The sequence below is a fragment of the Massilia sp. PWRC2 genome, assembly GCF_049896725.1.
Taxonomy (GTDB): domain Bacteria; phylum Pseudomonadota; class Gammaproteobacteria; order Burkholderiales; family Burkholderiaceae_D; genus JAFCUW01.
On sequence record NZ_JAFCUW010000004.1, the window covers coordinates 304,230 to 327,213 of the forward strand.

A 22,984-nucleotide genomic window follows, 5' to 3' on the forward strand; every position below is an offset into this window, starting at 1 on the left:
GCCTACATATCGTACGTAAACGACGTGACGATGCCGCGCCCGGCCACCGGCTTGCCGCTACCCTGCTTGCCCAAGGGTGCGCGCAATTCCTGCGGGGTGTCGCGGCCATCTTCGACGGCGCTGTCGATGCGGATGTCGTAGCCGGCATCGGTGAGGACGTCAGCCAGTTCGACGCTCACCTTGAGGGTCTTGCCGCTGCCGACGCTGGCGCCGCTGATGCCGTCAAACTGCGCCGGGCCAAGGCCGCTGCCGCGGGCCCAGTCGCTCAGGTGCCGGTAATACTTGACCTTGCTGCCGGCGACCCACACCGTCTTGCGGTAGTTGCCGGCGGCATCGGTGAGATACACGGCCAGATAGGCGCCGCTGCCGCCATAGTTTTGCAACTGCGCGGTCAGGATCACGGGGCGTGCCTGCACTATTGCAGGCAGCGCCAGGGTGCCTGCCAGGCAGGCCGTGCTGATGAGGTTTTTCATGGGGTATCCCGGTTGCGCGCAGGGACGGCGCCGGCCGGCGGCGGGACCAGATAATCGGTGGCATCGCCGCCACTGCCAAAGTCGATTTCGATGCTGCGCAGGCGCAGCGTCGCCGGTGAATACTTGGCCTTGATTTTATTGCCCTTGCGGTCGCGCCCGCGCAGCTCGTAGCAGCCATCGTCGACCTTGATGCGCTGCACGCTCCAGCCGTACTGCTCGACCTGGTGCTGCAAGGCGTCGCGCGGCTTCCAGCTGGCGATGGGATCGCTGCAATCGGTAGCGGCCAGCGCATTGGCGCCCGCTCCCAATAAAACGAAGAGGAAAGGGAATACGCGCAACTGGGGTCGCATGGTTTTTCCTTTGAAAATACAGCGGAGGCGGCAACAGCCGGCGGGGAGGATAGACGCACAAAGGAGGCAAAGCCGGCAACCAGGGGAGACTGCCACCCGCAGGGTGCCTGTCCCCCCCTGTTTGTCCCACTGATTGTCACTGCGAGAAACGATTTACTTGACTGTAAGGCTACAGAAGTAATAAAAATACAAGGTACATCAAACACCTCGCAGATGACGCACCCGCGCGTGCGCCGCCCACCGGCTCACAGCGGCAGCAGCCGCCGCATCCAGCCCAGCAGTGTGCTTTCCTGGTGAAACACCGGCAGGTACGGCGACTCGGGGTGGACCAGCGCGCCCGGGTAGTGTTCGTGCGCCAGGCACAAGCTGTCGTCGATGTCGAACACCTTGGCGGCGACCGCCGCTTCGATGCACCAGCGGCCGAAATAGCCGCCCTTCTCGAGCGGATGACGCAGCGGGTCGCCATACACATACCACCACAATTGCTGCTCCGCCGGGCGCGCCAGTTCGGCGTACCAGTGGTCAACGAACAGCGCCAGCGCCGCCCCTTTTTGCGCGCGCGGCGCGGCGATGGCGTGCATCAGCCGGGCGTACGGTTTCGGATGCAGCACGGTGCTGCCGATCTTGCGGCTGCGCTGGCGGCTGGCCAGCACCGTGTCGAGCACACGGTCGCGGCCCTCGTTGCCGATCAGGGTCACCAGGCGCACCCACTGCTCCTCGGGGACGTCGAGCAGCAGGCCCAGCCCCGCCACCCAGAAACACCAGTTGTAGTAATTGAGGTTGTGCAGCGATTGCAGCCACTCGCGGCTGTCGCGCTTGCCGCCGGCGCGCTGCCATTCGAGCGCGCGCAGGTTGGCATGGCTCCACGAATCGAGCAAATCCTGGAAAGAGTTGTGTAACAGGGCGTCGATATCGTCACCGCGCGAATAGCGCAGCATGATCAGGCGAAAACTGTAGCGGCTGTGGTGGAACCAGTACTGCGATTCGGTCCCCGGATTCTTTGAAGGAAAACCCATATTCGCCTTTTCGGTGTCGATCCGCTCGCGCAGCTTTCTGACCCGTCCATCCCAGTATGCTGGGTTGCCCAGCGGCGCCCTGTTCATTCACGTTCCTTCGGCTTTTGTTGTGCGATCTGTCTGCTAGCGGGCGACGGGGAAGGCTTTCGCCCCGTACATTGCTTGAAAACAAGCGCGAGTATAGCGTCAGGAAATTGCCGTTCGGCACGTAAATTGTGACCAGATGTATGCGCCGGCCACCAAGAAAAAGTGACCGCCAGTGTATTGATTGGGTATGGATGTCATCACCTTGCAATTTCAATTTTGCAATATTTATTTTCTTTTATTATCAACAGGAGAAGGTTTTGGCTGTTGAAAAGCACAGCAAACCGGATGCGCGTCGCCGCAATTGATTGAAAGCCGGCATGGGTTCTCTGCTCGTACCGGCCATGGGCAGCGACAAATCCGCCCGCGCCGCAGACGACGCCAACGACGCCGCCGCCGGCGGTCACCACCATTTCCAGCTTCGGCCTGGCCGTCTTGCCAGATACGCAGTTCTATTCGCGCTACGCCACCGAAGAAACCAACCGTCAGTTTGCCAAACGCTACGGCAGCACGCCCTTCCTGGCCCAGACTCAGTGACTGGCCGACAATGCCAAAGCCCTCAAGATTGCTTTCGTCATCCACCTGGGCGATATCGTCGACCAGGCCGGCAAGCCGCAGCAGTGGGAAGTGGCGGACAAGGCCATGCAGGTGCTGGAAGCGAAAGGCGTGCCCTATTCTGTTGTGGCAGGCAACCACGCTGTGCTGGTCGATATCGGCGACGAAAGCGATACGGTGGGCAGCGTCGGACGATGGCATTGCGTGGGCCCGCAAGGTGCTCAGGGACCATCCCACCCTGCCCGTCATCCTGGTCAACCACCAGCTCATCGCCATCGCCAACGATGGCGTCAGCCCGCTCGAAGTCGACTACGGCCTGACGCTGTGGGACACGCTGATCAAAGACAACGACCAGATCTTCATGACGGTCAACGGCCACCACCACGGCGCCGCGCACCTGAGCAAGATCAACAAGTTCGGCAATGCAGTCGAGGAAATGGTGGCCGATTACCAGATGGCTTACCAGGGCGGCAATGGCCTGATGCGCTTCTACGAATTCGACCTGAGCGCCAACCAGATCCGCGCCATTTCCTTCTCGCCGTGGGTCAAGCAAAAACCGAGCGCCACCCTGAACGAATTCGACCAGGTCATGCTCAACGCTGCCAATAATGCCGTCGTCATCAATATCGACTTTGCCAAGCGCTTCACCCGCTTCGCGCCCACCTTCAAGGCCGCCGCGCCCAGTGGCACTTCGCTCACGGCGGCGGCGACGACAGCGAATCGCACCTCGACAGTTGTGGCTTTTCCGCTGAATAAGTTATGTTGATGCCATCGCCGATGCGGACAAATGACCATGGCGGCGACAAGGCCAAGGACAACGCGCTGCGAGAGGGAAATCGGATTTCATGATCGTCGAAAAATGCAAGCGCCAGACGCCCATGCTGTCATGCTCAACACCATAGACGTTTTTTTGCTTTAGTACACGGACCGCTTCTGGCCGACAGGGGAACGCCCACCTCGGCCAGCGACGCAATGCCTGCGTCTCGGTTGGCGCAGCGATCGCAAGTCGAGCATCGACTTCGCTGCCGCGCTATCGTCGTTTACTTTCCAGCTTGTTAGCTCCCAAAAGTAGCTGAACCGCACGACGTTTCCGGGTTGTCCGACAAGTCAGCGTCGCGCCATTCGGCGTATCGTATTTGTGTCACAAGCAACGACAATCCGACACTGCCATTGGCAAACGAGACACTGACCGCGGTCGTGCTCCGGGATCGACGCTGCGCCTGCGCACGCACGGTGTAAGCCGGATGATATAGACAAGGAAGTGGTCGTCATCACGGCAACGATTAACGCCATTCGATCGAACGCTTACCGGCACCGGGAATGCTCGACGTGTGGGCCGCCATCGAAGGCGTGCGCTTTGTGTTTGTTCGCCACGGACGCACTGCCGGTTACAAAATTAGCAGCCGGAGCGGCGCCTCAGTAAATTGCGCATCGCATTGCTAAAACTTTCACTTTGCATAAATGTTATGTGGTAACGTACTTTTGGTCGCGCCCCCTCGAGCTTTATCAGCGACTCCTCCATTCATATATGTTTCTCATCATTTTTCTACAAGGGATTATCATGGATAACCTGGCAGCAGTGGTGGAAAAGGCGTCGAAGGACCAAGCGTATGCATTGGAACTGGCACAAAAGTTCATGCGGATCGGGCAAGACGGCGGGAACGTCCGCGGCCCCGACAAAGCGGAGGCTTGGCGCGATTTACTGCAGGATTTTGCCAGTACGCCGGAAGAGCTCGCGCGTTTGGTGAATGAGAGCACGAGCGAGATTGCCGGGCGGACCTGGACGACAACCACGACGGCAACGGCCACCTGCGCATTGCTCACCACTGCCGGTCCGTTGACCGTGACTTCGATTACGACGGTGACGATCACGCAAGAGGCGTGAACGTGGCCGACATCGCAGTCCTGGAACACTTCGGCACGTTGGACAAGGCATGGCTTGAGGCAGTCGATCGCTATCTGCCGGTGCGGCATCCGCCGTGGTGCTTCAATCGTGAAATCGGCGCCGACCTGCCGGGCCAAGGCTGGAAACTGCACGTCTCGGCGACGATCCTGACTGCCACAGAAGTGCTCGACCGCGTCGGGCAATGCCTCGCTGGCGAAAGCGTGTATTTCAAGGCGATCGAAACGCGTGACGAACTCCGCAAGCTCAATTGCGGCCTCTTTTACGGTTATTTTCAGATCGGCAAGTTCATGACCATCTATCCGACGGATGCCTCGGCCGTCGGCAGAATCGCGCACAAGGTGGCCACCGCCACAGCGGGCATGGCGGGTCCACCCGTTCCTTTCGAACTGCGTGTCGAGGCAGGCAGCCCGGTGTTCATGCGCTACGGCATGTTCCGTCCCGGCAGCGGGGATGGCGCAGCGTCCCTGATCAACCCGGACGGGTTGCCGGAGCCAGACAGACGCGACCGTAATCCCGACTGGGCAGCGCTACCTGTTGGCTTGCCGACGGCGCGGCCCGATCGCGTGGACGGGCCGCTAGCGCGCCGTTTTCGTGTCTACAAATGCCTGTCGCAGCGGGGCAAAGGTGGCGTCTACCAGGCCATCGATGTGGCCTGCGGCATGCGCCACTGCATCCTCAAAGAGGGGCGCCGACATGGCGAGGTAGACCTCGACGGCAGTGACGGCTGGAGCAGGCTTGATAGCGAATACCACGCGTTGTGTCGGCTTTCGCAGGCAGGTGTGCCGGTGCCCGCGCCGATCGCACGCTTTGAGCAGGCCGGACACGCGTATGTCGTCATGGAATGGCTGCATGGAGAGGTCCTGGGCAAGCTGCTGATGGACAGCGCAGATCTGCCGTCGACCGACATGGCGCGCGATCTTGCGCGGCGATCCGCCGGGCTGTTGAAGCAAATTCATGCGGCACGCTGGGCTTGGCGCGATCTCAAGTCGACCAACTTGATCATCGGCGTCGACGGGGCGTTGCGGCCCATCGATTTCGAAGGATCGGCCCGCTTCGGAACACCGCTGGACACCGTCTGGGGGTCACCCGGTCACATGCCGCACGATGTCCATTTGACACGCACGGCTGGGCCCGAGCAAGACCTGTTTGCTCTCGGGTCCCTGCTCTACCAGATCTTTACCGGCAAGTTCCTCGCGGACGCCCGCGGCGCACCGGCCAAGTGCGACGTGTCTGGCTTGCCAGAACCGATCATCCGTCTCATGAATGCCTTGTGGCACGCAGATCCGCGCTGCCGGCCCGCCGCCGCCGCTGTCTGCGAAGCCCTGGCTGTAATCTAACTGTCGATCGGAATGCGCGGATTGCTAGGAGTTTGCAGCGATGACAGATTTATTGCGGAACTATGGCGACGCCGTGAATTTAACATCCGCTGACATGCGGAAGATCCTTCAACCAAGGTCTGAACCTGCCCGGCAATCCCTGAATATCGGCAGCAAACGTTTTCGACCGGCCGCTGTCGACCCGCAAGGACGTTCAAGCGAACCAGGCATTGGCGGTTGCAACGGCCGTCAGTCACCGACTTGCATGCCGGCGTATCGATTCGTCGACCACAGCGCCCATATTTTTAACAATACCGTTGCCCAGCCACGCCATCAGCTCACGGTCCAATTTGAAATCTGGACCACATTGACTGGCAATGAAGCGGCGAAGGTTTTGCGTATTACTACCGGACTATTTCTCTTCCGGATGTTGAAGTTGTTGGATCTGCCACTGCAAGGCGAGGATTTGTTTTTGCATTGAATGCGTGACGATACCGACAAAGAAGAAACACATTGTCAGCCAAATGGAGAAATACTGCCAATTTCCCGGGATGACGGCACCGGTAACATATTGATAGACAAGAAACGCACAAAAAGCGAAAGGAATCCAATTTTGAACGAGCTTCATATTCAACATGATTTCTCCATCAATGAGTTCGACGTCAGCGACATTGGCAAGGCCTGCTTGCTGTCAAAACGTTGCCGAAATTAACATATAGTGATTAATAAAAGATTGGCCTATTACTCGCATCAAACACCAGCGGATTGACAGCGCCTGACCAAACCTGCAGGACAAGGCGCAACGTCGACGACAGTTCCCGCTACTGAGGTTCATACTGCGCACGCAGTCTCAAGTAAACTTTCTTGCAATGCTCGAAATATTCGCGCTCGTCATGCTTTCTTTTTTCTGCCTCTTTCCCAAGGACTGGAGCATCGGCGTTGATGGTATCGAACACCTCCACTGAAATGACATCGCCGATTTTTAAAGGTTTTTGTGACATCCAGGTAAGGTGCTCATCAGTGATGCCAGAAGCCCTTGCGGTGAGGCCTCCAACAGTAATGAACAGATCAGCCGATTCATCTTCCCGCAGTGGACGACTGCTCTTTCCGAGCATTCCCACACAGTTGACAGTCGCATGAAGAACGCCAAGATCATCTGCGCCAGCAATGATTGATGCTTCATCGTTGACTTGAACCTTCAGTGCATACATTTTTTTATCCTGTGAAATTGTCCCAGCGGCTGCTCTGATGTTAGCGACTGTCACGTGCCGTGGATGCCTAGTGGGGTGAATCAGAAATTCGTTGATGAATCAATGTGTCAAAATCGCTGCGATTCCCGGCATATTTATTCAACCAATTTCGGATTCACCACACCAGGGAAGCACTGATTGATTCTGGCGGATGGAATCGGTCACGAAAGCATATTTACGAAAAGGCAGCCCGGCGAGGCGCAATACCGCAGCCATGCCCGGGCATGGCGAGGATGTGCAACGCAGCTGGACACTTTTTTAGGGTGCCGAGTCCGCCAATATGAATGAATCAGCGCTTCCTTGGGCCGGGTGTCGGCCACAAGCAGCCGGTTCGAACAAGTAGTGTACGAGCTTATTGCTCTTACAGTAAATAAGGCGTGTTGTGCGATATTCTTAGTCCGCAGCCGCCACCACGCAATTTCTGCCGCTGCGTTTGGCTTCATACAGCGCGGCATCGGCGCGCCCGTAGGCCGACTCAAAACTGCTGCCAGCCGGATTCCAGCTCACCCCAAAGCTGGCGGTGACCTGGCGGTTCACCGGAGCGGCAAAGTCATGGCGGGCGATGGCCGCGCGCAGCTGCTGCGCCAGTGAGAACGCCGCCTGCGCTGACTGCCGCGGCAGCAGCACGGAAAACTCTTCACCACCGATGCGACCCACCACACCGTCGGCGCCAACCAGCAGCACCAAGGACGCGGCGACCGCCTCGATGACCGCATCGCCGGCCGGATGGCCAAAGTCGTCATTGACGTGCTTGAAATGGTCGATGTCGATGACGATCATGGCCATTGCCCCGCACTCGAGATACCGGGCGGCGCGCGTCACCACCGCGCTACGGTTGAGAGCGCCAGTCAGCGAATCGTGGGTGGCGCGGTATTCGAGCTGGCCGGTCAGCTCGTGCAACTGGCGGTTGAGTTTTTGCATCACGCTTTCGGCGCGGTCACTACGCAAGATCAGGCGCCGCGTTTCGCGCATCAGCCGCTCGTAATGGACGATCAGCTCGCCCAGCATGCGCCGGTGGCCGCCATCATCGATGGGCGAGGCATAGGCCGACTTGGCACTATCGAGCAGCGCATTTTCAGCATCAAACAGTCCCGGTCCCTGCACGCGTGGTCCTAGCTGCCGGCAACCGGATGGTCGCAAAATACCAGCGCGCCGAAGTCATCGTGCAGCTCCTGGCCAAATTCGAACATGGTGTCGTCGTCTTCATCATGAAACCAGTTCAGGCGCACCAGATTGTTTGCCAGGGCGGCCTGATTGAGCAAACCGAACAGGCTAAACAGCATCTTGGTGCTGGAACTATTAAAGTAGGCCAGCGACACATTGACGGTGATCGTCGCCATGCTGCAGCTGCTGACGTAAGCCTGCACGCGCTCGATCACCGGGCCGTAAAAGGCGGCCGCATTTTCCGGGTAAGACTCACCCTTGATCGACAAGGTATGCTCGCTGAACCGGCATTCGATCTCCGGCGAGGTGGGCGACGCATTGATGTAAAGATCTTCCATGGTCTTTCGTCATTCGCCTTCGTTAGATAATGGCTTTGATACAAAACAGGGTGACCTGGGGATCGCCCGCATCCTGCACGAATTCGAATTCGAGGGGGGCGCTGGCGTCGCGTGCCATGGTCAAAAAGCCGAGGCCGGCGCCACGGCTGTCTTCCGGCGTTTCTTCGCGCAGCGCTTTTTTGTAGGCATCGCGGATTTCGTCCATCGTCATGCAGTGCAGCTGTTCGAGCCGGCTGCGGATGGTGTCCATGTTTTTTTGCGCCACCGGATTGGTACACAGCAAAAAAAGCGCTCGCCCGCCAGGCCGATGCAAATCGAGCCGCGCCGCATCTGCTGCGCCGATTGCTCAGGCAGGGGCAGCGCATCGGCCGAATAGTGCATGACGTTTTGCGACATTTCGACAAACGAGGAAAAAATCTTGCGCCGCGTGGGGCCGGCGGCGCCTGCCGTGTCCAGGCGCACCTTGATGGCTTCGGCGATGGCACCGACTACATGCTGGGAAAAATAGCCGACATAGAAAAAAATGATGTGCCGCTTGTGCGCCGCATCCCAAAAGTCCTTGAATTCCTGAAACATCAGGGCCGAGCCTTGCGCCGCCGCACTCATGGCCGCACACACAGAAACGTCAGATCGTCGCGGCGCGGCTGGCCGCCCTGCCACTGCTGGAAATCGTCGAGCATGGCCGCGCTCAGAGCGACTGCCGTGGCGCTGCGGTGACGCAGCATGCTGTCGCGGATGCGCCGCCGGCCATAGGCAATTTCCTTGGGGCCGCCGATCTGGTCGACCAGACCATCGGTGCTCACCAACAGCAGGCTGCCCGCTGCGATCGGCACCGCGCGGTTGGTCCAGCAGTAATCAAAGGGCGAATCGACATAGCCAATGCCCATGCGCTCGCCATCAATGCTGTCGACCTCAGCAGCAGCAGGCGGCAGCAGCAGCAGCCCGTTGTTGGCTGCTGCAAAGGTCAGCACGCCGCTGGCATTATCGAACCACATGAACACGCCGTCCATGCCATCGTCGGAACCGCGCGATGGCTGGCGGCCGTCGGTCTGGCCCAGCATGGTCTTGATGCCGCGGTTCACTTCCGCCATCAGCGCGGCCGGGTCGCGCGGGCCGTGCTGTTCGATGGCGCCGGCCAGCGTCGAAGCGGCAATCAGGGTCATGAAGGCACCCGGCACGCCGTGCCCGGTGCAGTCGGCAATCGCCGCGAACCAACCATCGGCGTAGCGGCAAAAGTGGTGAAAGTCGCCGCCGACGATGTCACGCGGTTGCCACACCAGGTAGCCGTCGTCCAGCGTCTCGGCCAGCGCCTGCACCGACTTGTGCAGCATGGCGCGCTGGATCACGCTGGCGTACTCGATGCTATGCATGATGTGGCGATTTTTCTCGGCCTGCATATTGGCCACCACGTTCATCAGCTGCAAGCCAAAGCCGACCCCGGCGAGTTCGCCGTTGCGGGTGATAATGAAACCGTCAGCCAGCGCCTTTTCGCCCGCCTCGACGGCGCGAAAGGCCAGCGCTTCGATGCTCATGTCGACGTCGACCATCAACGGTTCCTTGTCCATGAAGGCGATGCAACTCTTCTTGCCATAGACTTCGTGATAAAACGGTTTCGACATCCGCGACATGAAGATGCTGCGGCTGATCAGGCCGATCGGCCGGTCCTGCTCGAGCACCGGCAAACTGACCAGCTCGCGATGCTCGGCGAACAGCGCCAGCACTGCCGCATTGCTGGCGTCGCAACTGATGGCAACGGTCTTGACGCACAGGTCAGCCACGGTGGGCTGCCGCACACGGGGCAAATGCAGGCGCGAAGCGCTGAACTCCATGGACATGGGACCTTTGTATTGATGGGGCGACGCTGCAGCCTCCCGTTTGAGGTTGCATGAATGTCAATGGGAATGGATGATAGTGAAAAATTATTGCAAGAGTATGACGGCCGCAGCCAGGCTGGCGCCACGTGCAACGACGGCCGATCATGGCAAAGTTGCCGTCGCCTTGCTGGTTGATGAAAGCGACCTGGTCTGCAGGGAAATCGAGATAGGGGGCACGATTTGACGGGCCGCCGGTTTTTTGCCACCTTTTCGACGCCGCGAAAGGCAAACAGCGCGGTGGCGATTTTCAGGCGCTGGTCGTGTTGGCTGAACTGGGGGCTGCATCCCGTGTACCCGCTCCACAAGCTGCGCCAGTGCGACTGCCTGGGCGTGCTGGCAGAGAGGAGACAGCCGCGGTCAGCTACGCGCCGGTTGCAGACGGAGGGTGCCGAGAATCGCAGCGATACTGCGTCTCAAATGCTCGACCGGCCTCGACCTGTCTGTACTTTGCTCCTCGTCTCGCAGCGATTTCGACAAATGTACTCATCAACGAATTTCTGATTCACCAGACTAGGCAAGCACTGATTTATTCTTGCGGATGGCATCGTTCACGAAAAAGGTGCTCAGCAAGGCGCAATACCGCAGCCATGCCGGGGTATGGCGAGGATGTGCAAGGCAGCCGGACGCTTGTTTAGGGTGGCGAGTGTGCCCGCGCATCGCTGGTGGAGCAATTAACTATTCGATTGCGAAGATGGCCTGTAAAACAATGTTGCATATATGCACCTACATGGCCGTTCCAGTCTCAGTTTACCTCAGTTTACATAAGGCAGCGACAGATACAGTTGCCCCAGCTCGCTAAGCTGCCCGCTCGCCCCCAGCAAGCTGGTGAAATGGGGGTCTGGTGACATGCGGCCGATGAACCAGGCATAACGAAACACATCGGCGCGCCCTTCGCACAGGGCCACCAATGCCGTCATCTGGGCCTTTTGTTTGGCCAGCGTATCGATTTGCGCGCCATCGTTCTGGCTGTGCCAGTTGGCCATCTCGGTGACCCAGAACGGTTTGCCGTATTTGAGCAGGCGGTCGAGCTGGCCAGCGAGGCCGTAGTCGTACCAGTGAAACGCCAGGTAATCGATCTGCGGTGCACGGCCGCCATTGGCCCCCTGATAGGCGGCAATGAACGCATCCATCCACACCACCGGATCGCTGTAATTGGCCAGCGTGCCCCAGGTGATGGCCGGCCCGACCAGCTTGACGCCGCTGGCCTTGGCAATCGCTTCATAGGCGGGCCACAGTGCCGCTGCAGCGGCCGGGCTCAGATTGGCCTGGTCGGTCAGGTTCGGCTCGTTCATCAACAGCAGGTACTTGATGCCGGGATTGGCCAGCAGGTAGCTGGTCATGGCGCTGGTGTTGCTGTTTTCGTCCCACAGCATGGGCAGGTAGTCCATCTGGTAGCTCGACTTGAGCGCATCGACCTTGGCGTCCACGCCCGGTTTGCTACCCCAGTTGTACCACCAGCTCACGCCGGCAGAGAGCGCGCCGAGGTCGGCCGTGCTGGCCAGGTCGTAGGCGACGCCGCGCTTGGCGCTCTTGGCGATGGCCGGGGTGACGGGCGCCGGCGCGGCCACCGGTGGCGTGCTCACCGGGGTGGTACTGACCGGCGTGCTCACCGGCGTGCTCACCGGGGTGCTGCCGACCGGGCTGGTGGCGGCAGTGCCGCCTCCACAGGCAGACAGGCCGGCCGAAGCGGCAAGCAAAGTGATCAGTTGGCGGCGGCGCTGAAAGGCATTCGTCATGGTCTCGGACACTGATAAAGTAAGAATCAATCCACGTGTTTGTATTGCCTGAAATTACGATTAGGTTTTTAAATGGTAACAGGCTAGTTGCCTCAAATAAATTTTAAAAGTAACCAAAAGTATATTTTCGTGACCGCGCCGCCGTGCTAGCGGCGCCCACGGTAGCGATGACAGTGCAGCAGGAAGCGTGCGATGTCGACCGTATAGCGGCGCGCCAGCCGGCGCGGCTCCTGGCATAGCCGGTACAGCCATTCGAGCCGCATGGCCTGCAGCAGCGCCGGCGCGCGCGCCCTGGCACCGGCCCAGAAGTCGAACAGCGCCCCCACCCCCATGACGATGGTGGCATCGAGCGCCGGCCGGTGGTTCAGTATCCATGCTTCCTGCATCGGGTTACCCAGTGCGACGAGCACCACATCGGCGGCGCTGCGATTGATGGCGTCAATGACGTCGTGCCGCTCGCGCAAACCGTCATAGCCGTCGCAGGTCCCCACCACCACTTGGCCCAGCTGATCGCGGGCATGGGCGGCAGCGCGGCGCAGCACGTCGGCGCTGCCACCGACCAGAAACACCCGCAGCGGCCGCGCGGCATGGGCGAACAGATAGGGCGTAAAGTCGGTGCCATTGAGGTTTTGCAGAAAGCGCGCACCGCGCAGCAGCACGGCGGCGATGTCCAGCCCGACACCGTCATTGACGATGATGACGCCGGCCTCTTGCATGCGCGGCAGTTGTGCGCGGCATTGCACGATGAAATTGGTGTTGGCAAAAAATACGGTCAGGCGGTCGCCAGCGCCGAGCGCGCCGTACAGGCGACGGGCCAGCGTGGCGGCATCGGTGCGGGTGACCGGATAGCCGGCAATGGCGATGGTGCCGGGCTGGGGGTTGGTGGGGAGTTCGATCAACATTTTCAACTTTCATCTCGACAACGCGCATTCAGCGCAGACGGCATACCTGGCACGATGCTGTGCCGGGCGCCGTCTGCCAGTCGGCCCTCCGGTAGCAACCGTTTAGCGGCGTCCGATGGCGACATACTCGATGCCGTGACTGCGCACATCGGCCGGCGGGTAGAGGTTGCGGCCGTCGAAAATCAGCGGCGTTTTCAACGCTGCCTTGATGGCATCGAAATCCGGCGCGCGAAATTCCTTCCACTCGGTGACGATGACGAGGGCATCGGCGCCAGCCAGGGCCGCCATCGGCGTCTCGGCAAAGCGCAGGCGGGCGTCATCGCCAAACACCCGGCGCGCCTCCGCCATCGCCACCGGATCGTAGGCGCAGACGGTGGCGCCCATCTGCCACAGACCGTCGATCACCACGCGGCTCGAAGCGGCCCGCATATCGTCGGTATTCGGTTTGAACGCCAGGCCCCACAGGGCAAAGCGCATGCCAGCCAGATCGCTGCCAAAACGCGTGCGGATCTTCTCGAGCAGCAGGTGTTTTTGCGCCTCGTTGGCTTCCTCGACCGCCTGCAGCACCTTCAGGCCGGCGCCATGGTCGGCAGCGGTACGCAGCAGGGCCTGCACATCTTTCGGGAAGCACGAGCCGCCGTAGCCGCAACCGGGGTAGAGAAAATCGAAACCGATACGCGGGTCCGATCCGATCCCCAGACGCACCTGTTCGATGTCGGCCTGCAGCTTGTCGGCCAGGTTGGCCAGTTCATTCATGAACGAGATGCGGGTGGCCAGCATGGCGTTGGCGGCGTACTTGGTCAGTTCGGCCGAGCGCACATCCATCACGATCACGCGGTCATGGTTACGGATGAACGGGGCGTACAGCGCGCGCATCAGCGCAATGGCGCGCTCGTCGTCGGCACCGATGACGATACGATCGGGCCGCATGAAATCGTCGATGGCCGCGCCTTCCTTGAGAAATTCCGGATTCGACACCACCGAAAATGGCAGCGTCAGGCCGCGTTCGGCCAGCCCGTCGCGCAGCACCTCGGCCACCTTGTCGCCGGTACCGACTGGCACGGTCGACTTGTCGACCACCACCTTGTATTCGGTCATATAGCGGGCGATACTGGCCGCCGCCGCCGTCACATACTGCAGGTCGGCCGAACCGTCTTCGTCGGCCGGGGTGCCCACCGCGATCAGTTGCAGCACGCCGAAGGCGACGCTGCTTTCGACATCGCTGGTAAAGCGCAGGCGGCCGGCGGCGACGTTACGGCTGATCAGCGCCGTCAGGCCCGGCTCGTGGATCGGCACGCGGCCGTCGTTGAGCATGGCGATCTTGTTTTCATCGAGGTCCAGGCACAACACATGGTTGCCCATTTCGGCCAGGCAGGTGCCGGTCACGAGGCCGACATAGCCGCTGCCAATTACGGTAATTTTCATAAGGTGCTTTCAGGTCAGGGTTTGCCATAATCGAGTGGCATAAATTGCAGGCGATCCCAGGGAAAGCCATTGAGGATGGCAGAGGCGCCGGTGCCCTTGAACAGGGCGGGATAGGGATCGGGCTGACCACGCGCGGTGGCCGACTTGGGGTTTTCCAGCCGCAGCGAGATAGCGCCCGCCTTGTCCCACACCACAAAGCCATAGATTTGCGCAGCGCGGGCGATGGTTTTGGCGACCGGGTGCAGCTTGAGCTGGTCGACGTCGACCGCCGGATCGAGGCGCAGGCGCAAGCCTTCGGGAATGCGGTGCGGCTGGTGCTGCGGGTTGTAGCCGTCGGAGCGGTGCGCCGGCCACGACTTGATGTTGAAATGCTCGGCATCGACCAGCGCGATGCCGATCGCGTGGCCGATCTCGCCCTTCTGTAATTCGGCGGCCGTGATCTGGCCGCCGATGAACGGCAGGCTGGTGGCGGTGGTGCCGTAATGTGCGGGGAACACGCCGTCGCTGCGCGAGACATGGCTCAAACGCCCGCCCCAGCAAGCCTGCCAGGCGCCATCGACCTTGCGCGCGCGCCAGAACTCCCACAGCGTGTCGGTGGACGGCTGGTAGACCGTCATCTCGGCGTCGCTGCCATCGGCCGCTTCGGCGTAGGCGGGAATCGGCACCGCCAGCCATTGCTGCGCCAGCAGCTTGTCCTTGAAGCGCTTGTTCTGGCAGTTCCACTCGGTGACGTCGCTGCCCGCCACGTCGGGGCCGACCACGTAGACCGGGCTGGCATATTTGCTCGTGTTGAGATTGACGTTGCCATAATAGGCTTTTTTCTGGCGCAGGAATTCCTGCACGAAGGCGTTTGAGTCGGGGTGCAGCGGGGCGTTGCGGGCAATCAGCGTGGTCCAGAAACTGTCGGCGGCGAAGATGGTGGGCGCCGACGGCCCGGCGGCGCTGGCGCCGTGCGCCGTCGGCGCCAGCAGCAGCGCGGTGAACAGCCGGCGCAGCGCGATGGTCGTGCTGGTCGTGCTGGTCGTGCTGGTCGTGCTGATAGTGCTGATAGTGCTGATAGTGCTGATAGTGCTGATAGTGCTGATCATACTGGTCATGCTGGTCATGCTGGTCATGGTGGAGGTCCTCGTAACATGGGCGGCGCTCTTCAATCGGGATCGCGCTCGGAGCGCACCCATTTCACCTGGCGGCGAAACAGGAAGGCGAGATACAGGGGAATTTTGATCAGCGCGTACAGTGGCGCAAACGCCAGTTCGCGCCCCCTGAGGATGGCGCGCCCGAAGCGCCACCAGGCCGCCAGCACCGCTGCGGCCAGCAGCAGCGGCGCCACCAGGCCCAGCGTCCATGGCAGGACGGCGCCGCTCCACGCCCAGGCCAGCAGGCCGACTGCGCAACTGGCCAGCGACAGCAGTAGCAGCAGCGCCAGTGGCGGCACGCACAGGTCGAGCGTCAGTGCGCACAGGGCGCCATTCCTGCGGCGCAGGGCTTGCCACAACAGGCCGGGGCCGGCGCGCAGCAGCATCGCCAGGTGGCCGTGTTCCCAGCGCGTGCGCTGTGACTTCAAGCCTTGCACGCTGGCGGGAAATTCGCTGGTGACCAGCGCCTCCGGACAAAACAGCGGCGCCTGGCCGCTGCGCGCAAAGTCCAGCCCGAGGCGCAAATCTTCCACCAGGTCGGCGCTGGCCAGCGCAGCGCTTTCGATCAGGGCCCAGGGAAAGGCCATGCCACTGCCCATCAGCTGGCACGGCAGGCCGGCGCGCGCCAGGCCCAGCGCGCGCGCCTGGTTTTTTACCGTCCAGGCAAATTCGGCGACGCGGGTTTTCAGACTGCTGCCGGCGGGCGCGCGCATCAGATACAGCGCCTGCACCGGCCGCCCCGACCGGCTGCAGCGGCGTGCCAGCCGTTCGAGCGCGTGCGGCGCCAGCAGGCAGTCAGCATCGATGACCACCACCAGCGCCGGCAGCGGCAACTGGCCGGCCAGATGGCGCACGCCGGCATCGAGCGCATAACCTTTGCCGCGCCGCTCGCTGTCTTGGCGCTCGAGCACCGCGGCACCGGCGCTGCGGGCACAGGCGGCGGTGTCGTCGCTGCAGTTATCGGCCACCACCAGCACGCGGTCGCCCGCCTGCAGCTGGGCGCAGACCGAGGCCAGTGTGGCGCCGATGCCGGCGCCCTCGTCGTGCGCCGGCACCAGCACCGTCAGCGCGCCGCGCGGACGGCTGCCAGCGGCAGCGCTGGCACCGGCACCGGCCCCGGCACTGCGCGCAAGCAGCGCAGCGCCGATTTCCAGCACGAACACGCACACCGGCACCGCCAGCAGCACCAGCAGCAGGATAAACAACGGCGCCAACAGCGCGCTCATGCCAGCGTCTCCACGGCCGCCGCGGTGGCCACAGGCTGGCCGCGCACACTGGCCGTAAACAGGCGCGCCAGCTTGGCTGCCTCGACGTCGATTGCGTGGCGCTCGAGCACCCGCACATGGGCCGCCTGCCCCATCGCTTCGAGGCTGGCCGACGGCGTGGCCAGCAGCGCCTCGAGTGCCACCACCAGGGCGTCGACATCGCCGGCGGCGCACAGCCAGCCGTCGCGGCCGGGCCGCACCAGCTCGGGGATGCCGGCCACATAGGTCGACACCACCGGCCGGCGCAGCGCCATCGCCTCCATGATCACCACCGGCAGCCCTTCGGCAAAACTGGGCAGCACCAGCGCGCGCGCTGCCAGCAGCTCGGCGCGCACAGTGTCGCTATCGATCCAGCCGGTAATGCGCACGCGCTCGCCCAGGCCATCCTGTGCGATCCGTGCTTCCAGTTCGGCGCGCATGTCGCCGTCGCCGGCCAGCACCAGTTCGACTTCGCTGCCCTGGCGCAGCAGGCGGCCAACGGCGCGCACCAGCAGCATCTGGCCCTTTTGTTCGCACAGCCGGCCCACGCACACCAGGCGCGGCGCGGCCGGCAGCGGCACCGCCGCGCCGGCGTGGAAGGCTGGTTCGATGCCGCAGTGGACCACCTGCACCTTGGGCCAGTCGCGCTGGCCGATCCAGCGGTACAACTGGCTGCGGCCATACGAGCTGATGGCGACGACAAAAGCGGCGCGGCGGATTTTTTCGGCCAGGTGCAGAAATTCGGGCTGGTCGAATTCTTCCGGCCCGTGCACGGTAAAGCTGTACGGCGGGCCACCGAGGGCGCGCACCAGCATGGCCACTTCGGCCGGGTTGGTGCCAAAGTGAGCGTGCAGGTGGCGCGCGCCAGAACGGCGCAGCCACCCCGCCATGCGGCAAGCTTCGGCCAGGTAGATCAGGTGCACGGGCCACGGCCGCGCCGCCCGCCGTCCCATGCGCAGCGCCAGCCCCAGCGCCTGCAGCAAGCGCAGCGGCGCGCTGAGCTGACCGAGCAGCGCCAGCAGCAGCGGCACCGCCCCCCCTTGCAGTACATAGCGGGTGTGCGCGCGCTCGTCGAGGTCTTGCGCATCGACCAGCGGTTCGGCCCAGCCGCGCAGGGCGATCCGTTCGACCTCGAAGCCCTGCCGTTCGAGCGCGAGAATTTCGCGACGAATAAAACTGTGACTGACCTTCGGATACTGGTTGATCAGGTAAGCGATCTTCATACGGTACGTCCTTGTAAGCGGGCGGCGGGCGTCTTCGCCGCGATGATGCGGGCGGGAGCGCCAACGGCAGTGGCGCCATCGGGCACGTCGCACAGGACCACCGCCAGCGCGCCGATCTTGCAGCCATGACCGATGCGGATGCCGCCGAGCAGCTGGGCATAGGCGCCCACCTCGACATCGTCACCGAGCAGCGGCACTGCCCCGCCCTCTTCCCGGTTGCCGATGGTGACGCCCTGGCGCAGCGTGCAGTTGGCACCGATGACAGTGTCAGGGTGCAGAAAAATGCCGCCAAAATGCCAGATGCGCAGGCCCGGGCCGATCTGCGCCGCCTTCGGCAGGCTCACGCCCACCGCCGTTTCGACCACCCGGAACAGCAGCCAGTAGCAGCGCGTGAGCAGGCGCCGCGCCAGTCCGGGCGGGCGGCGGTCGACGCGGCGGCCGAAGCGATAGGTCCAGACTGCCCACGCCGACTGTTCCTTGAGCAGGGGACGGGCGAGCCCATAGCGCTGTGCATCGGCATGCCAGTCGGGGTCATATGCCATCGTGTTCTCCGGTGGGTTGCGCTGGCGCCGGCAGCGAACAGCGCGCCGCCCAGCGGCGGCCCCGTTCGATGAACCAGCGCTCAAAATAATGGGTGGACCAGTAAGCCAGCACGAACAGCACCAGCAGCAATAGCGGGCGCTTGGCATATTTTTCGAGCAGGCCGCCGTCACCGAGCCACGATGCCGCCAGCAGCGGATGGATCACATACAGCGCATACGAGAGCAGCGCCAGCTGGCGCAGCCATGGCTGATCGAGGTTGCGCACCAGCGATTTGTGCGGCGCCGCCAGGGTGGCGCCCACCAGCAGGGCGGCCAGGTACGCCCGCACATAATTGAGCCAGCCGCCCACCGGCAGGCAGGAGCCGATCAACAGCGCCAGCAGCGGCCATTGCGGCAGGCGCGCCAGCAATGGCGCGGCGGTTCTGCCGTGCAGCGCCATTGCCAGCGTGCAGCCGGCGAGGATTTCATCGACCCGGTAGTAACTGATATCGGAGGCATAGATGCCATGGTGGGCGCGCAGCGCGGTAAACACCACGCACAACAACGGCAGCAGCCACAGGCCACGCACGCGCAGCAGCGCCACCAGCAGGGCGACCGCGGCATAGAACTGCATCTCCAGGCACAGGCTCCACAGGTGCAGTGTGAGCGGCAGCAGCTGGCGCGGCGGAAAATTGGCGTAAAACAGATAGTGCGACAGCCAGCTCAGCACCGGGGCGCTTGAGACGGTCAGGGCGATGGCGAAATACAGCCAGGCCAGCGGCACGATGCGGCAGCAGCGGCGGATCAGGAACGCGGGGACGTTCTGCTCGCGCAGCAGCGCGCGGGTGATCAAAAAGCCGGACAGGGTAAAAAACAGCGCCATGCCAAGAATGCCGGCGCTGTAATTGAGCTTCCACGGCTTCGGTCCCAGCGGCAGCAGGTGGGCAGCGAGCACCAGCAGGATGCTCAGCCCGCGCCAGCCGTCGAGCGCCGCCAGGTGCACGCCGCGGGTGGCGGCCGCCATCAACGACTCCCTTCTGGCGCGGCGCCGCGCTGGGCCAGCAGCGCGCAAGCGGCGCCGGCGACGAACCAGAAATACCAGTTGAACGCCAGGTAAGCGGCCATATTGTCGGACACCGAGACGGCCAGATATTGCAGCACCAGCGCGATCACGATGAAGCCGGCCAGGCGATCGACGCCCAGCAGACTTTTGAGCATCCCCAGCAGCCGGGCAAACAGCCACAGATAGGCCAGTAAACCAATTGCACCGAGCTCGAACAGCCACTGGATATAGACGTTGTGGGCACCGAAATGGGTCTTGCCCGCGAGCGGAAAGAAGGTCGGCGAATAATAGGCAAAGGCATCGACTCCATAGCCGAACAGGTAGTGGGACGGGCGCATCCAGGCCAGCCCCGATTCCCAGATATACAGGCGCCAGGCGAAGGAATTGAGCTTGGCATACTGGCGCACCTGATTGCCGCTACCGAGTTCGAGGACGCGCTCGCGCACCTCGGGGATCAACAGCGCCAGCACGGCAATGAGCAGGAGGTAGAGCAGATAACGGCGCTCGAACAGCAGGCCATAGACAAAGAACAGGCCAAAGCAGGCAATCCAGGCGCTGCGGGTCTGGGTCAGCGCCAGCATCACCAGCAGCAGCAGCAGATAGGCCGACAGGCCAACGCGCTGCCAGGCCGACAGCCTGTAGGTGGCGCTTTTAAGCACATAAAATCCCAGTGCCACCACCAGCGTCAAATAAAAGGCATAGATGTTTGGGTGGGCGAAGGTGCTTTGCAGGCGGGCGCCATTCGGACCGTGCACGCCGCCCTGGACGGCGATATCGACCACCCCGTACAGCAGCGGCAGCAGCGACGACAGCAGCACGATGCGCACGCAGCGCTTGAAGTCGTCCAATGTGCGCACGATATAAAAGGCGCTGACGAACACCGCGCAGTACGACACCTGCGCCAGGTACAGGCGCACGGCGTCACCAGGCGCAGGCGCGAGCAGCACGCCAGCCAAGCCGGCCAGCAGAAACGGCAGCCAGAGCAGCGCCACTTTCTTTGGCAGCAGGCGCGGTTGTTCGAGTACCAGCAGGATGGCGATGACGATCACGAACGCATTGATCAAGCCACCGACGCCGATCTGCACCGATCCGAGGGCGACCCGGGTGCTGTCAAAAAACACGTCGCCGGCGGCGCGCAGCAGCAGGATGGCGGTCAGCAGCAGCACCCGACTGTACAGCAGCAGCATGCCCAGCAACAGCAGCGCCGGCAGCGCCAGCGCGTGCGCCGGGCGGCCGTCGACGGCGCCGACAAAAGCGGGAATGGCCAGCCCGATGGCGATGGCCAACACGATCAGCAGGCAGGCGGCGCGCGACGACGCCGCCCAGCTGCCGGTCACACTGGCCGGATTGTCAGCCGATGTATTCGCCGGATTGCTGGCAATCGTCATCGCGCCCCCTGGCGCGCTGCCATCACCAGCGCCAGCTTGCGGCGGCCGGCGCGCAGCAGCAGGCGCGCGCACTGCAGCAGTTCAGCCGGGCGGGCGCCGCTGCGCAGGCGCGCCGCCGCCATGGCGACGGTATCGGCGACGCTGCCGCTGCTGGCAAACAGTGCCATGAACACGGCGTAAGCGCGGCGCCGCACCGGCGCCGGCAAGGCCGCATAGTCGGCGGCGAACTTGGCCAGGATGCGCCGGTGCCCCTGCACTACCGAACGGGGGTTGGTCGAAATGCGCACCTTGTCGGTGACACTTTGCAGGTAGCGCACCAGGTATTCGCGCTGGCAGTGCACCGAGCCCTGGCGGCACAGGCGGATGAACAGATCCCAGTCCTGGCAGCTGCGAAAAGCGACATCGAGCGCGCCGGCCGCCACCAGCAGCTCGCGCCGCACCACCAGGTTGGAAAATGAGCCGATGAAGTTCGAGACCAGGATCTGTTCAAAACAGAAGCCGTCGATGTCGGGATGGATGCGCATCGTTTCGACGCCGTCGTCGTCGACGCAGGTCAGCCAGGTGTAACTGAGCGCGCAGCGCGCGCCGGCGGCGCGCAGGCCGGCGATCTGTTTGGCCAGCTTGTCGGGCAGCCAGATGTCATCGCTGTCAAGAAAAGCGACGAATTCGCCGCGGGCGCGCCCGATGGCGGTATTGCGCGCCACCGCGCCACCCTGGTTGGACGCCAGCGCCACATAGCTGATGCGCGGGTCGCTCATCGCCGCCACCCGCGCGGCGGTGTCGTCGCTCGAGGCATCGTCGACGACGATGATTTCGAAGTCAGCCAGGGTTTGCGCCAGCACGCTGGCGATGCAGGCGGCGATGCAGTAGCCGCGGTTATAGGTAGGGATGACCACGCTCACCAGTGGCGCGACGCGCGCCTTCATTGGGCCAGCCCGTTTGGCGTCAGGCGCAGCAGCGCCTGTTTTTGCCAGCCGCGCAGCAGCCACGATCGCACTGTGCGCTGCTCGGCCGGCCGCACCCCGTAGCGCGCGGCGAACACGCCAAAGCGGCTGGCCATGGTGGCGCGGTCGCGGCGCGCCAGCACGCGGCGAAACGCCAGTTCGCGCTCGAGTTCAAGGCCGGCCGGCGCCAGCTGCTGCAACAGCGTTGCCAGCGCCTGGTAAGAGGCCGAGAAATCGCTCTGCCCTTCAATCTCGAAGAGCCGTTCGCCATGGTTGCAAAACGGCGCCGGGTCGGCATAGGCGGCGCCATGCACGATGGCGGCCGATTCGGCCAGCGAGCGCGAAATGTCGAGCGCCACCTGCATTTGCGCGTGGTGGCGGGTGGCGCCGACGTTGGCGCCGTGCCAGCGGTACTGGATCAACTTGCGCGACAGGTTGACGCACGGCGCCAGCAGCGCCAGCTGGCCAAACAAAAAATAGTCTTCCGCCAGCGCCGGCACCTGCAGGCGGCGCGCCGGCGCAAGCGCACCAATGAAATCGTCGCCATAGCGCACCGCCAGCCCGCTCGCCTGCCCCAGCCGCTGCAGCGCATCGAGCCGCAGGGCCGCAGCCGGATGGCAGACAGGGGTGCGAAACAGTGCGCTGGCAATCACCCCGTGCGGGCCGGTTGGCATGTCGATCTGGCCGATGGTCTTGCCGCCAGCGTCAATCACGTCGCCGAGCGAGCCGACCACCACCAGGGCAGGATCGGCTTCGAATGCGCGCGCCAGCACCGCCATCCGCTCCGGCAGCGAGACATCGTCGGCATCCTGGCGCAGCACGTATTTGCAGTCGCACAGATCGAGGCCGCAGTTGAGCAGTCCCGACAAGCCGCGCGCGGCGGGAAACGCCCGCACGATAATGCGCGCATCGCGCATCGCATAGTCGGCCGCCAGTTCCGCGCTGCCATCGGTGGAACCGTGATCGAGCACGATCAGGCGCCAGTCGCGGTAGGTCTGCGCGACGATGCTCTCGAGCGCCTCGGCGAGGAAGGCGATGCCGTCTTTGACTGGCAATAAAACGTCGAAGGTGGCCAT

Annotated in this window: 23 protein-coding genes and 2 pseudogenes; 3 read left to right on the plus strand and 22 right to left on the minus strand. The window is 62.9% G+C overall.

The features are described 5' to 3' along the window. Positions 1 to 2: 2 nt before the first annotated feature. The 4 genes from ACP7BZ_RS10900 to ACP7BZ_RS10915 form a co-directional block, all read right to left on the minus strand. Complete coding sequence (locus ACP7BZ_RS10900; protein WP_426112938.1) at positions 3 to 473, minus strand: DUF2271 domain-containing protein; 471 nt, start codon at positions 471 to 473, stop codon at positions 3 to 5. Beyond that, positions 470 to 823, minus strand: coding sequence for a PepSY domain-containing protein (locus ACP7BZ_RS10905; protein ID WP_426112940.1), 354 nt, complete (start codon positions 821 to 823; stop codon positions 470 to 472). The genes ACP7BZ_RS10900 and ACP7BZ_RS10905 overlap by 4 nt, the downstream gene beginning before the upstream one ends. Positions 824 to 1,068: 245 nt before the next feature. After that, on the minus strand, positions 1,069 to 1,926 hold the full coding sequence (locus tag ACP7BZ_RS10910; RefSeq protein ID WP_426112942.1) for a PoNe immunity protein domain-containing protein: 858 nt from the start codon (positions 1,924 to 1,926) through the stop codon (positions 1,069 to 1,071). Between the two features lie 225 nt (positions 1,927 to 2,151). Next, positions 2,152 to 2,679, minus strand: coding sequence for a hypothetical protein (locus ACP7BZ_RS10915; protein ID WP_426112944.1), 528 nt, complete (start codon positions 2,677 to 2,679; stop codon positions 2,152 to 2,154). A gap of 16 nt (positions 2,680 to 2,695) precedes the next feature. Here ACP7BZ_RS10915 and ACP7BZ_RS10920 point away from each other — a divergent pair, with 16 nt between their 5' ends. The 3 genes from ACP7BZ_RS10920 to ACP7BZ_RS10930 all read left to right on the plus strand — a co-directional run bounded on the left by ACP7BZ_RS10920 (position 2,696) and on the right by ACP7BZ_RS10930 (position 5,721). Then, the gene (locus ACP7BZ_RS10920) at positions 2,696 to 3,244 is read left to right on the plus strand and encodes a hypothetical protein (RefSeq protein WP_426112946.1); all 549 of its coding nucleotides are present in this window, start codon (positions 2,696 to 2,698) and stop codon (positions 3,242 to 3,244) included. 795 nt (positions 3,245 to 4,039) lie between these two features. After that, complete coding sequence (locus tag ACP7BZ_RS10925) at positions 4,040 to 4,363, plus strand: hypothetical protein (RefSeq protein WP_426112948.1); 324 nt, start codon at positions 4,040 to 4,042, stop codon at positions 4,361 to 4,363. A gap of 2 nt (positions 4,364 to 4,365) precedes the next feature. Beyond that, positions 4,366 to 5,721 carry a protein kinase domain-containing protein gene (locus ACP7BZ_RS10930; RefSeq protein WP_426112950.1) on the plus strand — a complete coding sequence of 452 codons (1,356 nt, stop codon included), beginning with the start codon at positions 4,366 to 4,368 and terminating at the stop codon, positions 5,719 to 5,721. Between the two features lie 232 nt (positions 5,722 to 5,953). Here ACP7BZ_RS10930 and ACP7BZ_RS10935 read toward each other — a convergent pair. The 18 genes and pseudogenes from ACP7BZ_RS10935 to ACP7BZ_RS11020 form a co-directional block, all read right to left on the minus strand. Next, positions 5,954 to 6,094: pseudogene (locus ACP7BZ_RS10935) on the minus strand (DUF6434 domain-containing protein); the annotation flags it as partial. 18 nt (positions 6,095 to 6,112) lie between these two features. Next, positions 6,113 to 6,337, minus strand: coding sequence for a hypothetical protein (locus tag ACP7BZ_RS10940; RefSeq protein WP_426112952.1), 225 nt, complete (start codon positions 6,335 to 6,337; stop codon positions 6,113 to 6,115). Between the two features lie 184 nt (positions 6,338 to 6,521). Continuing rightward, positions 6,522 to 6,911, minus strand: a complete 390-nt coding sequence (locus tag ACP7BZ_RS10945) for a hypothetical protein (RefSeq protein ID WP_426112954.1) — start codon at positions 6,909 to 6,911, stop codon at positions 6,522 to 6,524. A gap of 432 nt (positions 6,912 to 7,343) precedes the next feature. Then, entirely contained in the window at positions 7,344 to 8,054 is a 711-nt protein-coding gene (locus ACP7BZ_RS10950; RefSeq protein ID WP_426112956.1) for a GGDEF domain-containing protein, read from the minus strand. Positions 8,055 to 8,062: 8 nt separating this feature from the next. Continuing rightward, positions 8,063 to 8,452, minus strand: coding sequence for a DUF1987 domain-containing protein (locus ACP7BZ_RS10955; protein ID WP_426112958.1), 390 nt, complete (start codon positions 8,450 to 8,452; stop codon positions 8,063 to 8,065). A gap of 22 nt (positions 8,453 to 8,474) precedes the next feature. Beyond that, positions 8,475 to 9,028 (minus strand): annotated as a pseudogene (locus tag ACP7BZ_RS10960) (SiaB family protein kinase). Positions 9,029 to 9,054: 26 nt separating this feature from the next. Further along, positions 9,055 to 10,281 (minus strand): SpoIIE family protein phosphatase, encoded by a 1,227-nt coding sequence (locus ACP7BZ_RS10965; RefSeq protein ID WP_426113106.1) that lies wholly within the window; start codon positions 10,279 to 10,281, stop codon positions 9,055 to 9,057. 797 nt (positions 10,282 to 11,078) lie between these two features. After that, positions 11,079 to 12,062: a glycosyl hydrolase gene (locus ACP7BZ_RS10970; RefSeq protein ID WP_426112960.1), complete on the minus strand. Its 984-nt coding sequence runs from the start codon at positions 12,060 to 12,062 to the stop codon at positions 11,079 to 11,081. Between the two features lie 146 nt (positions 12,063 to 12,208). Next, complete coding sequence (locus ACP7BZ_RS10975; protein WP_426112962.1) at positions 12,209 to 12,964, minus strand: WecB/TagA/CpsF family glycosyltransferase; 756 nt, start codon at positions 12,962 to 12,964, stop codon at positions 12,209 to 12,211. A gap of 102 nt (positions 12,965 to 13,066) precedes the next feature. Beyond that, positions 13,067 to 14,389, minus strand: coding sequence for a UDP-glucose dehydrogenase family protein (locus ACP7BZ_RS10980; RefSeq protein WP_426112964.1), 1,323 nt, complete (start codon positions 14,387 to 14,389; stop codon positions 13,067 to 13,069). Positions 14,390 to 14,403: 14 nt separating this feature from the next. Then, positions 14,404 to 15,486 carry a DUF4124 domain-containing protein gene (locus ACP7BZ_RS10985; RefSeq protein ID WP_426112966.1) on the minus strand — a complete coding sequence of 361 codons (1,083 nt, stop codon included), beginning with the start codon at positions 15,484 to 15,486 and terminating at the stop codon, positions 14,404 to 14,406. Between the two features lie 50 nt (positions 15,487 to 15,536). After that, positions 15,537 to 16,751, minus strand: a complete 1,215-nt coding sequence (locus ACP7BZ_RS10990; protein ID WP_426112968.1) for a glycosyltransferase family 2 protein — start codon at positions 16,749 to 16,751, stop codon at positions 15,537 to 15,539. Then, the gene (locus ACP7BZ_RS10995; RefSeq protein WP_426112970.1) at positions 16,748 to 17,992 is read right to left on the minus strand and encodes a glycosyltransferase family 4 protein; all 1,245 of its coding nucleotides are present in this window, start codon (positions 17,990 to 17,992) and stop codon (positions 16,748 to 16,750) included. The genes ACP7BZ_RS10990 and ACP7BZ_RS10995 overlap by 4 nt, the downstream gene beginning before the upstream one ends. Further along, positions 17,989 to 18,534 carry a serine O-acetyltransferase gene (locus tag ACP7BZ_RS11000; protein ID WP_426112973.1) on the minus strand — a complete coding sequence of 182 codons (546 nt, stop codon included), beginning with the start codon at positions 18,532 to 18,534 and terminating at the stop codon, positions 17,989 to 17,991. Before ACP7BZ_RS11000 ends, ACP7BZ_RS10995 begins: the two co-directional genes overlap by 4 nt. Beyond that, a complete protein-coding gene (locus ACP7BZ_RS11005) occupies positions 18,524 to 19,537 on the minus strand; it encodes an acyltransferase family protein (RefSeq protein WP_426112975.1) in 1,014 nt (337 codons plus the stop codon). The genes ACP7BZ_RS11000 and ACP7BZ_RS11005 overlap by 11 nt, the downstream gene beginning before the upstream one ends. After that, the gene (locus ACP7BZ_RS11010; protein ID WP_426112977.1) at positions 19,537 to 20,964 is read right to left on the minus strand and encodes an O-antigen ligase family protein; all 1,428 of its coding nucleotides are present in this window, start codon (positions 20,962 to 20,964) and stop codon (positions 19,537 to 19,539) included. The genes ACP7BZ_RS11005 and ACP7BZ_RS11010 overlap by 1 nt, the downstream gene beginning before the upstream one ends. Next, positions 20,961 to 21,890 (minus strand): glycosyltransferase family 2 protein, encoded by a 930-nt coding sequence (locus tag ACP7BZ_RS11015; protein WP_426112979.1) that lies wholly within the window; start codon positions 21,888 to 21,890, stop codon positions 20,961 to 20,963. Before ACP7BZ_RS11015 ends, ACP7BZ_RS11010 begins: the two co-directional genes overlap by 4 nt. Next, positions 21,887 to 22,984, minus strand: a complete 1,098-nt coding sequence (locus ACP7BZ_RS11020; protein WP_426112981.1) for a glycosyltransferase family 2 protein — start codon at positions 22,982 to 22,984, stop codon at positions 21,887 to 21,889. Before ACP7BZ_RS11020 ends, ACP7BZ_RS11015 begins: the two co-directional genes overlap by 4 nt.